The sequence below is a fragment of the Bacillus rugosus genome (assembly GCF_023238245.1).
GTDB lineage: Bacteria > Bacillota > Bacilli > Bacillales > Bacillaceae > Bacillus > Bacillus rugosus.
In genome coordinates, this window is record NZ_CP096590.1 from 3,939,189 (window position 1) to 3,954,930 (window position 15,742).

At 42.0% G+C, this 15,742-nt stretch carries 12 protein-coding genes and 3 pseudogenes; 2 read left to right on the forward strand and 13 right to left on the reverse strand.

What is annotated here, in order from left to right; translation table 11 throughout:
• Positions 1–16 precede the first annotated feature (16 nt).
• The gene (locus tag M0696_RS19940; protein WP_222142325.1) at positions 17–1,165 is read right to left on the reverse strand and encodes a rhamnogalacturonan acetylesterase; all 1,149 of its coding nucleotides are present in this window, start codon (positions 1,163–1,165) and stop codon (positions 17–19) included.
• A 164-nt stretch (positions 1,166–1,329) separates the two neighbouring features.
• On the opposite strand from M0696_RS19940, the gene M0696_RS19945 reads away from it, so the two are divergent.
• Both M0696_RS19945 and M0696_RS19950 read left to right on the forward strand, forming a co-directional pair.
• Positions 1,330–1,671: a helix-turn-helix transcriptional regulator gene (locus M0696_RS19945; protein WP_222142326.1), complete on the forward strand. Its 342-nt coding sequence runs from the start codon at positions 1,330–1,332 to the stop codon at positions 1,669–1,671.
• On the forward strand, positions 1,668–2,189 hold the full coding sequence (locus M0696_RS19950; protein ID WP_222142327.1) for a DUF2812 domain-containing protein: 522 nt from the start codon (positions 1,668–1,670) through the stop codon (positions 2,187–2,189). The genes M0696_RS19945 and M0696_RS19950 overlap by 4 nt, the downstream gene beginning before the upstream one ends.
• Positions 2,190–2,402: 213 nt before the next feature.
• On the opposite strand, the pseudogene M0696_RS19955 reads toward M0696_RS19950, so the two are convergent.
• The 12 genes and pseudogenes from M0696_RS19955 to M0696_RS21030 form a co-directional block, all read right to left on the reverse strand.
• A pseudogene (locus tag M0696_RS19955) lies at positions 2,403–2,531 on the reverse strand (hypothetical protein); the annotation flags it as partial.
• 17 nt (positions 2,532–2,548) lie between these two features.
• The gene (locus tag M0696_RS19960) at positions 2,549–3,001 is read right to left on the reverse strand and encodes a hypothetical protein (protein ID WP_166846639.1); all 453 of its coding nucleotides are present in this window, start codon (positions 2,999–3,001) and stop codon (positions 2,549–2,551) included.
• Positions 3,002–3,014: 13 nt separating this feature from the next.
• Positions 3,015–3,311 (reverse strand): YxiJ family protein, encoded by a 297-nt coding sequence (locus M0696_RS19965; protein ID WP_166854565.1) that lies wholly within the window; start codon positions 3,309–3,311, stop codon positions 3,015–3,017.
• 419 nt (positions 3,312–3,730) lie between these two features.
• A pseudogene (locus M0696_RS19970) lies at positions 3,731–4,200 on the reverse strand (DUF2716 domain-containing protein).
• A 15-nt stretch (positions 4,201–4,215) separates the two neighbouring features.
• Positions 4,216–4,701 carry a hypothetical protein gene (locus tag M0696_RS19975; protein WP_248602791.1) on the reverse strand — a complete coding sequence of 162 codons (486 nt, stop codon included), beginning with the start codon at positions 4,699–4,701 and terminating at the stop codon, positions 4,216–4,218.
• Between the two features lie 39 nt (positions 4,702–4,740).
• Positions 4,741–5,067, reverse strand: a pseudogene (locus M0696_RS19980) (DNA-binding protein); the annotation flags it as partial.
• Positions 5,068–5,107: 40 nt separating this feature from the next.
• Positions 5,108–5,515, reverse strand: a complete 408-nt coding sequence (locus M0696_RS19985; protein WP_088884222.1) for a YxiG family protein — start codon at positions 5,513–5,515, stop codon at positions 5,108–5,110.
• Between the two features lie 725 nt (positions 5,516–6,240).
• Positions 6,241–6,618, reverse strand: coding sequence for a DUF2750 domain-containing protein (locus tag M0696_RS19990; RefSeq protein WP_248602331.1), 378 nt, complete (start codon positions 6,616–6,618; stop codon positions 6,241–6,243).
• A 15-nt stretch (positions 6,619–6,633) separates the two neighbouring features.
• Positions 6,634–13,656 (reverse strand): DNRLRE domain-containing protein, encoded by a 7,023-nt coding sequence (locus M0696_RS19995; protein WP_248602332.1) that lies wholly within the window; start codon positions 13,654–13,656, stop codon positions 6,634–6,636.
• 170 nt (positions 13,657–13,826) lie between these two features.
• Positions 13,827–14,762, reverse strand: a complete 936-nt coding sequence (locus M0696_RS20000) for a DMT family transporter (protein WP_222142467.1) — start codon at positions 14,760–14,762, stop codon at positions 13,827–13,829.
• A 69-nt stretch (positions 14,763–14,831) separates the two neighbouring features.
• Complete coding sequence (locus M0696_RS20005; RefSeq protein WP_248602333.1) at positions 14,832–15,293, reverse strand: SDR family NAD(P)-dependent oxidoreductase; 462 nt, start codon at positions 15,291–15,293, stop codon at positions 14,832–14,834.
• Positions 15,290–15,421 carry a hypothetical protein gene (locus tag M0696_RS21030; protein ID WP_282707821.1) on the reverse strand — a complete coding sequence of 44 codons (132 nt, stop codon included), beginning with the start codon at positions 15,419–15,421 and terminating at the stop codon, positions 15,290–15,292. Before M0696_RS21030 ends, M0696_RS20005 begins: the two co-directional genes overlap by 4 nt.
• Between the last annotated feature and the right edge of the window lie 321 nt (positions 15,422–15,742).

A 15,742-nucleotide genomic window follows, 5' to 3' on the forward strand; every position in this document is an offset into this window, starting at 1 on the left:
GTCGAAAAATGACGTATTAAAATCCTTCAATTCCCTGACGTTTCAACTCCTGAACGGCTAACCGCGCCAGTGCGTCAGCCCCCGCGCGGTTTGGATGCAGCGTATCTCCATCCATATATAGCGCCAGTGTTTTTTCAGGGCCGATTGATGTAAAGTAAGCCGAGCTGAGGACATTTAAGTCAATGAGGTGCGTTTTCTCCTCTTCGGCCAAAGCCAAAATAGAAGCCCTGTACCATCGGTTTACAGACGAATGGATGCCTTCAGATGTAAAGTCGGTCGCCCGGCCCTGAGGTGTTGATAGGATGACCTCCGCACCCTTTGCTTTCACCTGGCGGATCATATCACGCATAATCTCCTTAAATTCCGCTTCAGATTCATTATGCTTCGGATTTGTGTCATTAATGCCCAGCTGCAAGATAAAATAATCACCCGGTTTGATGTACTTCAAGATCGCCTCGAGCTGACCGTCATTTCGAAACCCTCTCGCGATCTGCCCGCCAGACGCCATGTTTCTCACTTGAAAGGTGTGTTTGTCAATATAGTGAGGCAGCATCTGCCCCCAGCCCGCCTGCTTGCTGCTGTTGAGCGGATAATAATTGCACACCGTCGAATCGCCGCCGACATAAATGGTTCGGTTCGTCACCGGCTGATCAGACAACTTCTTGATCTTCAGGGCGCTGAGCGTAAAAGCGGTACCCGCCTTGCCTTCTGTCACCAGCAGATTCAGCTGCCCGTCGGTGACAGGAATTTGAAACGTATCCTCCGCACCGTCTCCCGTCATATTGATGACCTGAAACACCCCCTCCGCCGCCACACTTGCCCTCGCCGTATTGCCAAGCGTCACCTTCACCTCATAAAGACCCTTCGGAAGATCCACGTTAAACGTGTTGTCGCTTTTCGTCCCATACGCCAAAAACTGAACCGCATCACTTTTCACACCAGTCCCGGACGCCGCCACATCCTTCATATTCTCCGGTGTCTGAAAACCGTAGCCCTTTGACCGGTCATACCGATCAGACGCCCTGACGCCAATATAATCAGGCTCCATTGAACCGCTTCCAAAGTCAAACTGATATACCTTCGGCTCTGACGCCTTCACACTCTCAATCCCGCCAAAACACATCATTAACATCATCATAAAAACCGCTGCCATCCATTTTTTCATCAAGACTCCCCCTCTATGAAAACGTATACATTAATGCATACTCGGTGATTGTTTCTTTATGATGACTGAAGGGAGAAAAAAATTGCGTTGACAAACAAAAAGGAAGATTTTATTATATCAATAAGTGATATACCATTAGTTGATATAAGAAATGAGGTGACCGCTTGCCAAAGCAGCGTCCGCAGGAAATGGATCAGCTTACCGATCCAGCCTATTATATTGTCTTAACCTTGCTGGAGCCAAAACACGGATATTCGATCATGCAGGAGATTGAGGACATGACCGATGACTCCTTTACGATCGGTCCGGCTACCTTATATACATTGTTAAAGAAATTACTGCAAGAAGAGATCATTGAGCTAGTCAACAATGACAACCCGCGCCGCAAAGTGTACCAAACCACCTTGCACGGCCAAGAACTACTCAAAAAAGAAATTCAGCGCAGAATAGTGATGGCTGAACACGGCGAACGCGCTTTTCAGCAATTGAAAGGGGATTCATCATGAAACAGAAAAAATATATGATGTCCGAAGGCTTGGCTTTTTCAGAAGAAAAAGATATGAAGAAACTCAGTGATATGGCCAGCAAAGGCTGGTTGCTCGATTCATTTGCGGTTATGGGGTATAAGCTTAGAAAAGCTGAGCCGCGGAAATTGATCTACAGTATTGATTATCATGATATTGAGGAAGAAAGTTTGGCGGAATACACTGAGATGTTTGAAGCGGCCGGATGGGAGCGTGTTTGCTCTTCACAAGGTATGCATATCTTTTCGGCTGAGCCCGGGACTTCACCGATATACAGTGATCAATCTACCATGAGAGAGAAATATAAAAGAAGCGAAAAAGACGTTCGAAACGTCACCTGCACCTTGAGTTTCCTGACTCTCTTGTCCATTACACTCCATTATGTAACCGGATTATCAAATTGGGTGCCTTTGTTTTTTCTGATTGTGACTATCCCGTTTCTCGTGACATATGCGGCAACAAAAGCAAGAACGCTTGGAAAGTGGGGAAAATCAGTGTGACTTCTTGTCACACTTGATTAGATCCCACCCTCCGCAATAGAAACTCATCTGGCCTTCTTGATCATACACATAATAACGGAGTCTTTCCCATTGATCGTCAGTCGGTTCAATCTCCAACTCAACCGCATCGATGGATTCAAGGTCATCCAGCTTTGATGCACTAATGTTTTCAAACCGCAAATGAATGTCACAGGTTTGAGCTGATAGTTTTAATTCAAACACAGGAATATGAATATAACGATCATCTGCTTTCATATAGAAAGAAAACTCGTTTAATGTAAATGGACCTGTATCCGCATCAGAAAGATGCTGTTTCAATTTCTCGTATTGTATGATATTCAAGTGAATTCCCCCTATTATTAGTTACCTCCAACCATATAGATCTCCGCAGCATCGTATTCAAACCACATGATCCGTTCGCCTGAGTCCGTTAGGCACTGGAGTTTGCCTTCGGAAAAATAGTTTTTATCCGGTTGAGGATCAGTGATCAGAAAAACATCATCATTGATGGAAGCTAGCAGAAAGAGAAAATCTGCAATGCCCCGGCCTGTTTCATGTACTACGCATTGGAAATGAAATTGCCTTTTCGCCAGCTTCGTCACTTTATAAGCATAGCCTTTGAAAAACTCTGACAGGTCTTCTATAAATGAACCACCCGTTATCACCTGTATCATGATTCGCTCACAGGCAAGCCCTTGCCAAAAACGATTAAAAGACTCAGCATCTTCAAGTTCGCATGACATAACGGTTTGGTCAGGCTTAAGCTCGATCATGTCCAAATTGCCAATACTGCTTATAGAGGTTTTTTCCATAAAATTCTCCTTATCAGTTGGATAGCGCAGCGCAAATCTCTTGTCTGACTTGCTCATACAAGAGAATGTGATGATACAAATCAGTATCGTTTTTGATCATATCCGGCGGGATGACAGGATACAGCTCAAAAAAACTTTTCTCCAACGAACGCCGCTGATGCTGGGGCATCCTTTTATTCGCCAGCACATAACCCAAACTGCCAGCAACAAGCATAAAAAACTCATAGATTTCCGCTTCAAAGCCATACAATTCATCAGGGTACGGCTTTTCTTCAAGCTCTTGCTGCCTCTTTCTCAGCTTTTGAAGCACGTTGATCCTCTCCTCACCCTGTTCAACTTCCCTCACCTCATATTGCCGGCAATAAAAGCGGAATGTCTGCTCTTCCCATTCTTCCACAAGATACATACCTTGCGGCTGCGTTTCAATATGGAGAAGTCCATCTGATAGATCCGATAGGGTTTCGATTTCTCGTATCGTAACGGCTGAAACGTCTTTGAATATGACAACAATCGTACGTGAATGATAAACAGCTGCTAACTCAATCGTATAAATGGCACCAAGAACGTTATCTGTTTCCCGATAAAAACGCCATTTCTTAATATGCTGAAACAAAATAGGAGTAGCTCCTGAAATACTCGACTCATCTGCCAATTTCGATTCCTCCGTTGATGGCTTCCCTATGCTTCATACTCACTTACATTATGAAAGACACATGTTCAATGACAAACTCATCTATTTTGAAACAGGATAGGCGGATAGTTATCTATCGCCTCCAACCGCTCTTCACCAAATACAGTGATTGTACGTTTCCACGGGTCTCCCAAGAGATGTCCTGATGAAAGAAGAAATAATAGTCTCCGTTTGGAAATACCGGAACAGGCCATTCGCCAAATTCATCCTTAGGCATTGACTGATGAGGGCTAAAGATATATCTGTCATGCTGCCAGTCTAATGCGTACATCATATCGTGTTTTCCAGTACATGATTGAAATGCTTTTAAAATCGAAGTTTCCTAAATCATTCAGCCCTCTGACCACATCATCATTACTGGCTTTACTGCTCATCGCGCTAACACTCGATATGGATCAGGCGGGATGATGTGATGACATCTGCTTCCGGGCTTCCATTTTATGAGCTGATTCACTTCTGACCAGATGCGGTCTAGTTTTGTCTGACTTAAAGCGCGCCAATTCATCATAATCTCATCAACACCTTATTGGATATCCTTCTTATAAATACCAGAAGAGTTCACTGCGTAAACAGCGTTACTTGTCAGTTTCAGCTGTTGAACGTCTAGAGCTTCACCGTTCGAGTCACAGCATGTTATCTCTTCCATCTCTTGACTCACATCGGTAGAAATCAAATATAGAGACGGCTTAAGGTCTGTCCTGTAACAGTTGACCGTCCCGATCCAAAAACCTTCTTTAGACACTGTAAGCTGATCAAATGCTTCTGATTTAGGTGCTTCATCCGACAGAATCCACACCCGTCTCACATCCGTTTCATCAAATGCGGCGATGACTGCATCTCCGTAATACAGCAAATAAATCAATCCGTCTTTTTCTGCAAGTCCATAACAATCAACTACACCCGGCGCTTCCATTTCTTCAAGCTTTCTATCTATGTGTATTTCCTTCTGCTTACCATCCAAAGTAAAACACCAAACACTATGCCCGTCAGGATTTTCATCTTGATAAATCCCTTCATCATTTAAACCGACCCAAAGGTTTTGTTTCTCATCCAAAAGACAGCAGGAAACCCCTGAAGGCAAGTGAAAAGCACTTTTCACTCTTCCCTCTTCTGAAAAAACCTTTACCTTCGGCACGTACGATTCATAATAAACGAAGACATAGCCATCTGCACATTGTTGGAAGAGCTGAATATCGCTATATGCAATCTGCTCTTTCACTTTAAAATCCCGAACATCACCGGAAGGATCATAGATTGAAACAGTGATATCACCTTTCTCACCTTTTCCAATGTAGACACGCCCCTGTGTATCAGCATGGAAAAAACAACCTTGGGTGTCCGTGTTGATGATTTTATTCATTTTTAATTTTTTCATTGGTTATGCTCCCAGATTAGAAAGGGTGAGATATGTTTTCTTACTCGTTAACCTTATACGCATAAAATTGTTTTGAATCAAAAGAAACAGACTCAGCCTCTACAGCTATCAATCTTCTGTTTATGTCAATGAGAAAATTTGCATTTGATTGATACTCTGGAATTACAGGATTTGATAGGTTTCCGATTCCTTCCGGATGATAACTAATCTCGAAAATTTGCCAATTGAACTCCTCCGGAATAGCCCTTTCCAATCGAATATCCCCATCACCTCCATTAAAATAAACAGAAGCTACATTTTGAAATATAATATTATGTGTATATTCAGCTTTATTTTGAACAACCTGAATCTCAAGTAAGAGTTCTTTTTTAAAGAACTGATAATCGACCTTTAAAACATTGCAACCCCCGTCAATATAATCTATCCATTGTTCAATTGTTTTGTACATTCTTCCTCTCCTGACTAATCTCTGTTTATATACCAACAAATCCGTATATAAAAGGGGCTTGATGATAATCATAAATTCTCATCAAGCCGAAAAAGTATATACCTTTTATCCAATCATTAAATCATCTGTTGAAAACAAATAAGTACATGAGAGTCCTTAAAATCAATCTCGCTTTTGATTTTAATTATGCATTCTATTAGCTTTATCGCGGTTAAATTGATCACCACGTATTCAAAGTTACTAAGAGGATGGTCCTTGCAAAATAAAGCTAATAGAAAGTAATTGACCTTCAAATTCAATAAAATTAATAAACAGTCTAGATGCGCAATTTCTTTCAGGGTACTCTTGATAGCTCCCACTTCAACACTATGTGTATGAAATAGATAGACAATATCATTTATGCTCTAAAACCCCAGATAAAAATGGTTTCTTTTAATAACTGTTCAGTTTCCTTTTTGCTATTCACCGTGAATTTTCGCGCAATATACATTCAATAGAATTTGATAAGACTGCTTCCAACAAATCGCGGCTTTGCCCTACATCAGCGAATTGGTAGGCAAAACCTCTTGCCTTATCTTTTTTAATATACTTTTTATGATATCCATTTAGTTTTTCAGATATTTTTTCATAAAACACTACCTTTTTTAGTTATTGATAGAAAAACTCCTTTCACAGTTAATTAAATTAAGAGAGAGCGAAGATTGTCTGTCTTAAAAAGTGTTTAATTAATAGTTTTCTAATTCATCCTCGATATCAGAGTGAACTTGAGGAATTGGTATTGAAATTGAATCATTATTATTAAAAAAAATAGAAATGCCGACTTTATCTTCAAGCATACCAGGAAGCCAGTTCTCTACAAAATCCTCTAAACTTATTGATTCCGGGTTTGTATCTTTCCAATTCTCAATTGCACAATATTTGGCATGCTCTTTTGTTGGCCAAAAATGAAGTTGTATTTTTCCATTATCGTCTTCAGATGTAACCCATCCTTTCTCATTACTTAATGACCAGACTTCTTCATAATCAACAACTTTCTTAATAAAATAGCGATATCTTTTATTAGGATCTAACCTTAACGTCATTTCAAGTTCTTTTTCATTCATTTTTTATTCTCCTTATTATCTTCTATATTTCCATCGAGTACTTTTATTTTTTCTACCTTTACCGTAACCATCATGAAAATGCTGCAACCTATGATTTCTTATTACTTGTAAATTAGAATGCTTATAGCTCGAACCTTTTCTTGCCTCATACCCTCTTTTGTGAGCTAGTTCATATCCTTTTGGGACACGTATAGATTTCCTATTTTTGTATTTTTTATGCCTGATTTCATTTTTTATCCACCCTCTAACATGCCTAGGTTGTTTAGGATCCTTTAATAAAGATTTTAACTTAGCTTGTTTTCCTTGTCTGCCTGCAATTTTTGCAAAACTATAAACCCTCTTAGCACCCTTAAATATCTTCCCAGGCCCAAAGTTAGAAGCAGCTGCCCAAGCAGCACCTTTCCACCCTTTACCTGATTTATATGCCTTATATCCATCATAGGCTGCAAATCCGGCATTTACCACAAGCCAAACCCAATGCCCATCCGGATCAACATTCATCACCGGGTTATTATTTCCATAAGCATACCCATTCTGATCCAATGAATCACCGTCACTGCCCGGGTCTGGGTCGAGCGATAAAAACACGCCGTTTCTTGGCTCGTAGTAGCGGGCCATGAGATAGTACAGGCCGGTTTCTTCGTCGTATTGGTAGCCTGCGTAGCGGTAGCGGTTGTCCTTTACTTCTTCGCTTGCTTCGGTTTTTGTTGGATATCCCCATGCGTCGTACTGATATGTGGCAACAGTTTTTCCACTGCTGTCTGAGATCGCGATGACGTCTCCGTGTGCGTTGTAATGATAGAAATATTTCTTGCCATTCTCCGTGTAGGATAACAGCTGGCCGCTGTCACCGTATGTGTACGATTTTGTGACTTTGTTGTCTGCGTCTGTTTCATACAAGACGTTAAGGCTGTCTCCATCGTAGAAATAGTTCGTGACTTTTCCGTTGACGGTTTTTTGGATTCTGTTTCCTTTTTCATCATACTTATATGTTGCGAATGGCTTGTCTTCGCCTTTTTTTGTAACGGCGGTCAGGTTATCTTCTGCATCCCACGTATATGTGAATTTTCCGTCAGATGTGCGGTTGCCGTTTTTATCGTAAGAGATGCTTTCATCATTGACTTTTGTCAGCTGGTTCATGATGTTGAAGGAAGCGTTCACCGTTTTGCTTGAACCGGCTTTTACAGTTGTAACGGTTTTCCGGTTCCCGAATCCATCGTATGTGTATTCAATGACAGTACCGTCTTCATGGGTTTCTTTGACGAGCTGATTCAGCTTTCCATACTCGTATTGCACCTTGCCGCTTGCAGAGCTGTTTATCGTGGTGCGATTGCCGTTGGCATCATATTCATAGCTTTCCGTCAGAATGCTTCCGCCGTTTTTGTCACCGATATGCAGCGAGCTTACAAGGTTTCTTTCGTCATAAGAAAAACTTGTTCCGCCGCCGTTGCCTGTAATAAAGGTTTGGACGTTGCCATTTTCATCATAATCAAATGAATATGAAGATGTACTGTCTTTCATCTCAATCATTTGATCCAGTTTGTTATACGTAAATTGATTCGTTCCTTTTTGATCCCCATGGCTCCACGAGAAGGTTTTCAGCTTATCGGAGTCACTAGGATATGTCCAAGTTTGGCTGCCGCCGCGGTCGGTCAATTCGGTTAAACGGTTTTTGTTGTCAAATGTCCGTTTCTTTGTGGTGTTCTGCTCTTTATTGACGACCGATGTTTCATTTCCATTTTTGTCATACGTGAAATTGTACTTTTCTGTACCGTTATACGACTTTGATTTCACCCGGTCTGTTCCATCATAGGAAAGAGACACTTCGTTGCCATTCGGTGAAATGGTTTTGGTCAGGTTGCTGTTGGCATCATATTCGCTTGCTAGCACATTGCCCAGAGGGTCAGTTGTTTTGACAAGCTTGCCCATCACATCATATTCGTATTTATAGGTTTGATCTGCTCCCGCCCGGATGGTTTTGCTTACCTCATTGCCTTCCTTATCATAGCTGTGAAGGATAGAAGTGCCGTTGGAGAGCGTCATGTTTGTCAGTTGGTCTGCCTGATCATACGTATAGGTTGTTTTTTCACCTTTTGCATCCGTTTCAGCTGTTTTCTTACCAGTTTCATCGTAATCAGTTGAAGTGGCGTAACCTAGTTCGTCCTCTTCCTTGGTCACATAGTTACCATTACTGTCATACGTGCTTTTTGTCAGAAGGCTCCCTTCAATCAGGCGGATATCATCAAACCACGCGGTTCCTGTTGCGCTCTTTTGGAACAGTATGCTGATATCGACTTTATTGATCGGCTTTGTTTTTGGTATAACAACAGCTGCGCGGTTCCATTCCTGTGTTCCAGAAGGGAATTTCGCATTGTATACGCCTGTGCTGCCGTCCGAGTAAGTGACATTAGCCTGCAGAGAATAGTCTTTTTCATCTGTGAACTTGACACTGCTTGCTTTCGACATGCCTGTCAGTGTGAGATAAACCGGTTTGTCATTTGCGCTTTGCCCTAAGACAACGGTTTGTTTTGTGACTGATCCGGCTTGGGACGCACTGGTCCGGGCAGCTTTTAATGATACATCATCATTAAAGCCTTCTTCAGAATCAACGGATGCCCCGCTTGCGCTCCAGTTTTCCGTTGCTGCTGTGAAACTGCTGTTCTGAACTGGGTTATAGCTTGACGATACTTCGCCTTTTTCCAGCTGAACTTCATCAAACCATGCTTTCCCTTTGCCATCTTTATCTTTATGATCCACTTCCATATACACAACAGCTTTTCCTGCATTCGCAGGAGTCGTAAAAGTGATTTGCCGTTTTGTCCAGTCATTTTTTCCGGCTAATGCACTGTATTCATTGTGAATCCATTGAATTCGTTTTTGATCTTTGTCTCGCAAATCAATGTTAAAGTAGGCTCTTGATTTCGCTAGATCTGTTTTGATTTTCCCGCTTAATGTATAGGTTGTATTCGGCTCCAGCTCAACTGTTTGTGTTGCTGACGAATACCCATGATCTGTTCCGGCAGACGTTGATTGACTCAAGACTTCCAAAGCCTTTGATCCAGAAAGAACTCCGCTTTTATCGGCGATGACTGAGATTTTGCCGCTGTCTTTAGATGCGGTCAGATTCCAGCCCGATTTTTGCGCTTCAAAGCTTCCATCTTTCAGGATATTGGTTGAGGCTGATAACTCTTTGCTGGATTGAATCTGATTTCCGTATTTATCATAAACGGCTGCTGAAGATGATTTTCCGCTCTGATCGGTTTCGGATACAGCATCTAGTCCGTCATAGGCAATATTCGTGACATTGCCCTCGGTATCCTTCATCTTTGTTACATCGTTGTTTTTGTTGTATTCGTATGTCTCAGTTCCATATGCGTCTTTAACAGACGTAACGTTGCCATCTTTGTCATATTGATAGCTTTCCGTTGCTTTTCCTGTTCCGACGTCGTTTGGATCTACATCTTCTACGACATTGTTGCCTTCATACTTTGTATTCGTTGTAATTTTTAGCCCTTCCGCATCATCAATCACCTGAATCGGATTTCCCGCTTCATTATAGCCGTACTGTACCTTCCGGCCATTCGGCTGTGTCATGAGAAGCGTCTTTTTATCAGCATCATAGCTATAGACATATGTTTCTTTTTTAGCGTTGATCGCTTTTTCGAGACGGTGTCCGCTATACTGATATTCGGTAAAGACAGGCTTTGCTTCGGTACTGTTGGCTGAATATTGTTTGACAAGACGCCCTTCGCCATCATAGTCATAGCTTGTGACAGTCCCATCTGTATCCGTGACTTTCTTCAGCAAATCATTCTCATATGAGTAGGTGACTTTCTTATTCTTAGGTCCGGTGATGGAAGTCACATGGCCATTTTCATCATATGTGAATGTGAGCTTGCGGCCCGATGCATCTGTAATGGCTGTCAGTTGATTCTTGTCATTGTAAGTGTAGACGGTTGCATTGTTGTGGCCATCTACTACCTTTTGAAGCTTGCCGCCTTTTTTATTGAAATAAGCGTTTGTTTGATCCTTTGTTTTTAAAATGAACTGATCAGCTGTTTCTGTTAATTCAAGATATACACCGGTAGGCGGCTGATACGTGCCATCGGCTTTTTTAGTAAATCGATGTGTCGTAGCGTCTTCATCGATATACATTGCCCCGCCATCCGTTGAGATGACAGATGTTTCTGCATCAGCATACCAGCCTTGTCCAAATAAGTGATCAGAGCTGTCAAGACTGTTGTAGGTTCTCGATAAGCCAAGTCCCGGTCCGCGCCCGTCAATTGATTGGTCTTCTTCATTCACAATCACATTGCCTGTCGCACCATTTAACTGGCCGCTTGGGATATCAATGATAGACCAGTATTCTTCTGTCCCAAGGAATTCTGCGCCTTCATGGAACGTTGGGTTAAAGGGCGCTGTCGGAATCGTTTCACCATTCGCATCATAAGCGACAAGCGTGAAAGAATAATTCTTCTTCCCTTTGTAATTCCCATTTGCATTGTTATAGACAGGTGATGGATCGAGGGCTAATTCCCCGCCTTTTCCATCGGTATGCAGCTTATAGCTTCCAGCTTTGATTTCCTCAGAAGTCGGCCAGATGTTTTTATTTTGGGTTGTCCAATGATCCGCATCACCCACATCAAAGGACTGATATTCTTTACCGTTGTAGATGTTAACTTTATAGCCTTTCGCATTTTGAACCTTTTCCCATATCAAATTCACATATCCCGTTTGACTCGACTTTGTGTTTGTATACAAATAGCCAGTTAAATTCTTTGGCTTAGCGATATCAGGAAGTGTCGGGTTGGCAGCCGGTGATGCAATGGCTTCTCCGTCTTTGTTGTATGCGATCAATTTAAACGAGTAATTTTTTTTGGCTCCGTCTCCCCCAGCGTTTTTATAAGTTGGGCCAGGATTGATCGGCAGCTCTGCTCCGTTTCCATCCTTTAGATGAAGAGCATATTTTCCCGCTTTCATTTCAGCACTTGTCGGCCAAATCTTTTTCCCCTTGGTTGTCCAAGACGTCTGATTTCCCAGATCAAGTGTCTCAAAGCCTTTCCCATTGAACACCTGAACTTTATAGCCGGATGCACCTGATACAGCTTTCCAAGAAAGATCAAAGTATCCTGTGGCATTCCCATTATTGTAGCCCTTTGTTGATGGTGCTTGTGCTTTTCCTACATTAGGGATAACGGGCTTTGCCGGTGCGGACATCGCTCCTTCTCCCTGATCAAATATCGCACTGACGCCAATCCAATAGTTTTTGCTTGTGGGATAGCTTCCGCCGGAATTCTTATAGACCGGGGATGGGTCTAGTGCCAATTCAGCCCCGTCCTTGCCGTCCACATGCAGTTTATATCGCTTGGAAGCAATTTCTGCGCTCGTAGGCCAGATCTTTTTTCCTTTAGTGCTCCACGACGTGACGTTGCCTGCAGAAATCGCTTGATATTCTTTACCATTGTAAATCCATACCTTATATCCTTTTGCGCCTTCAACCTTTTTCCAGCTGATATCAAAATAACCAGTGGAATCGCCATTATGATAGGCCTTAATTGTAGGTGTGTTTCCCTTTGGTATGGTATACGTCACTTCAATATACGGTTTATTGGCGGAGTTCGCTGAGGAAATCAGTTTTTTCCAATATTCCTTGCCGTTTCCGTTTGTATGAAGCTTAAACCCATAGTTGGCCCCGCCGGAGTTCCATGACTTTACAGCAGCAGTCACGTCATAACTCGCCCACTGTCCTTTATGGACGTCGGCTTTTCCGATATTTTTAGATGCCGGTTTTGTATTCCATGTCACTTTTGCATTATCATAATTGCTGTTGACTGTATCCAGCCAAAGACCGGTTGCCTTTGTTCCATAATAGGAATGGGCGACGTATGTTTTTAATGTCGCTTTGGTGACAGTCATATTTTGAATCGGTTTTAGGTTGTTAAATTTCATGAACGCATAGTTTGTGCCTGTTGTTTTGTCATAGTAGCCCGTTTTCAGCACATAAGACTTTAAATTTGCATCCCATTTTTGCGAGGACACCGAATAGTTCGTTGTCGGATAGGCACTCATGACAAACGTATCTGATGAAACAGATAAAGATGTTGACGGGTCGATAGATACTGGATATACGCGTTCCGGGTCCTTCAGCCAGTTCTCGTCTGCTGTGAGGTGAAGCAAATACCCTTCTTCATTCTTTTCCAGCTTATAGCTGACTTTATCCGACCTTTCAACCTCGCCGGAAAGCTCATCTAACTTTGAATCCGTCATAAAAGGCTTAGGCACAGAAAAAACAACTTTGCCTTTTTCGTCAGAAAAATCAATGGATCCATCCTCTTGTTCTTTAGCCTGCAAATCGGTTTTTACCTGAAATGTAAATGTGTTGTATCCATCATACTGATGAAGGACTAAATCTTCTTTTATGTTTTCATTGAATGTGAAAGTCTGAAGATCAATATTCGGAAACACATCCGGATATACAATCTCATTACTATCAGTCTTATAATCTGCTGAGGTATCTTTCGGAGTAAGTGAAGTTTTGTTTGGGCCTTTCGCTTCTACAAGTGAATATGTAACCTTTTGGTCATTGTGCTCAAAAGTCGCATAAAGCCCGTTCCTCATTTGCTTTTGAAAATCTGAATTCAAAATGGCATTCTCTGTCTCGACTTGTTTGCTTGTTGACTCTTTTAACTCAGGGGAAATGTCTTCCCAGTCAGCATTCGGTGTTTCCTTTGTATGAATAGGGTCAAGATATACTTCCTGTTTATAAACACCGTCGCCTTCATAATAAAGCTTTGTATTTTCAGTTCTTTCTGAGGTGATCTCTCCCTCTTTGTTTATATCTTTCGGATCAAAAGGTACGGCTTCCTCAGTTTGTTCATTCCGAAGAGTTTCTTCTGGGTCAGGAGCCGCGACACGATTTTTCGCCTCTTCTTCTGACGTTTTTGCCACTACATCTGCTGGCAATAATGAAATCATAAGAGCCAACACTAAAAATGCTGCAATGAACCTTTTAAAGGTCCGCCTCTTTCTTTTTTTCATTTCCTCTCTCCTTTTGTAACAAAAGTAATATTCACTAAATAATCTTAACTACACCGAAATATTATTACAATATTTTTCTAGAAAGTTTATGTTATTTTAAGGAATAGCGAGAGTCAATTGACCTAAATCAAAAAAAAGGCCAATTAGGCCTTTTTGCATTCTTTCTATCATTATTGAATTTGTTCCATATCCTTACCCTCAGCCACCACATCCGCCTTTCCCTGCCTCCTGACAAGCGTCAAGGCCATGCCCGCAAAGATCATCGCGATGCCTAGAGTTTGATAGAGGTCTGGACGGAAACCTGTGAAGACGGTATCGAGCACGATCGCAACAGCTGGGTCGAGGAAAACAATAATTGAAATAAATTTCGTTGATAAAAATCGCAAACTGTCAAAAAAAAGCAAATAGACAATACCCGTATGGATGATACCGGTAGACACCACCATGATCCAGTTCCCTTGAGACAGGTCGGCAAAAGCGCCGAAGTGAATAAACGGAATCAGGATGATGACCCCCAAACCAGTTTGCAAGAACGTGGTCGTGTAAGGGCTGAGGTTTTGTATGCCTTTCCCCAATAAAGTGGTGAACGCATAAAACAGTGCGGCGAGAACGGCCCAAATGATCCCTGATCCCATCAGCTGTGTCAATGAAGTGCTGCCGTTAATCCCGGAAATCAGCGCAGTTCCCAGAAAGCAGATGATAATGGAGCTGACGGAGATGACATTCAATCTCTCTCTGTAGATAATGCTCCCCAGGAGAAGAACAAGCACCGGTGCTAGGTGATAAACGGAGATGGCAATCGTGACAGACGTTTCTTCAAAAGACTTAAATAAGAACACCCAGTTAAATACAAGAAAGAAACCGCACGCCAATGTTTGCAGCACGTCTCTCTTTCTCCACTTTTCGGTTTTATACTGGCCGGACGCCAGCCAGCAAAAGCTTAAAAATAGCGTCGCGCATAGGCAGCGGACAAATACCAATTCAAATGAGGGGAGATTGGTATGCTCTGAGAAAAAGCCAATGGAGCCGAAAATGACCATAGAGATGACCATTTTGATTACGGCTGTTGATTTTTGTTTTGGTGTGATTGAGAGATCTTGCTGCATCAAGCGTATTCTACCTCCAGTTATGTATAGGGAGAAAAGCACCCCAACTGCAAGGTGCTTTTCCCTTTTTTATAGTTTCTTGCCGGCCGTCCAGCCGCCGTCTATGACAAAGTTTGAACCTATAATAAAGTGCGCCTCATCAGAAGCCAAATACTTCATACAGGAAACAATATCACTCGGCTGCCCCCACGTATGAAGGGCAAGGTTATCTTTGATTAGCTGAACCATTTCATCGTCTTGAAAATACTCTTTCGTTAATTCTGTTTGGATCACGCCCGGTGAAATGCTATTCACCCTGATCCCCTTTGATCCGAATTCCATAGCGAGCTGCTTCGTCAGTCCGATGACCGCATGCTTGGAAGACACATAGGCAGCCCGCGCAGGCTCTGTCATCAGCCCGGACACAGAGGCGATGTTGATTATACACCCTTGTTTCCCTAGCTTAGACCACAGCTTTGCCGCGTCCCGGGAAAGAATAAAGGCTGCTGTGAGATTAATGTATATGACTATTTGAATGATTCGGCTGATCATTCTAGGACAGGGGTGATTTCCCTTATTTCTGCTGCTTTGATTAAGATGTCCGGAATCAATTGGCTTTGTTCAAGCTTTGGTATCAAAGATTCTGCCTGCTGGACATCAGACAAGTCTGCTTTTTCCATGTGACATTCACTGTTTACTATAGATTCTGACAATTATTCGTATATCTACTCCAACGACCCGAAAACCGTCCGCTAAAAATTATTTTACTGCCGAAAAGTTGATTGCCGTTCCGCTATTTGCCCCAGTAATCATTATATTTTTTCACCATTTTACATTTCTGCTTTTTTTATTTTGGTAATTTTACATAATCTTGTATACTATAGTTTGTTCATATAATTCAGCATTACGTCCCATCCTCCATTTTCCATATTTTTATCATACAGGAAATGACCCAAAAACTCATTTGCTTTTTAAGGAGAGAGATCATTATGGTTCAAGCT

Excerpts from the sequence above, each read along its gene's own strand:
- M0696_RS19990 (WP_248602331.1), bottom strand. The coding sequence starts at position 6,618 with ATGAATGAAAAAGAACTTGAAATGACGTTAAGGTTAGATCCTAATAAA.
- M0696_RS19950 (WP_222142327.1), top strand. The coding sequence starts at position 1,668 with ATGAAACAGAAAAAATATATGATGTCCGAAGGCTTGGCTTTTTCAGAA.
- M0696_RS20000 (WP_222142467.1), bottom strand. The coding sequence starts at position 14,762 with ATGCAGCAAGATCTCTCAATCACACCAAAACAAAAATCAACAGCCGTA.
- M0696_RS21030 (WP_282707821.1), bottom strand. The coding sequence starts at position 15,421 with ATGGAAAAAGCAGACTTGTCTGATGTCCAGCAGGCAGAATCTTTGATA.
- M0696_RS19960 (WP_166846639.1), bottom strand. The coding sequence starts at position 3,001 with ATGGAAAAAACCTCTATAAGCAGTATTGGCAATTTGGACATGATCGAG.
- M0696_RS19940 (WP_222142325.1), bottom strand. The coding sequence starts at position 1,165 with ATGAAAAAATGGATGGCAGCGGTTTTTATGATGATGTTAATGATGTGT.
- M0696_RS19995 (WP_248602332.1), bottom strand. The coding sequence starts at position 13,656 with ATGAAAAAAAGAAAGAGGCGGACCTTTAAAAGGTTCATTGCAGCATTT.
- M0696_RS19985 (WP_088884222.1), bottom strand. The coding sequence starts at position 5,515 with ATGTACAAAACAATTGAACAATGGATAGATTATATTGACGGGGGTTGC.
- M0696_RS20005 (WP_248602333.1), bottom strand. The coding sequence starts at position 15,293 with ATGATCAGCCGAATCATTCAAATAGTCATATACATTAATCTCACAGCA.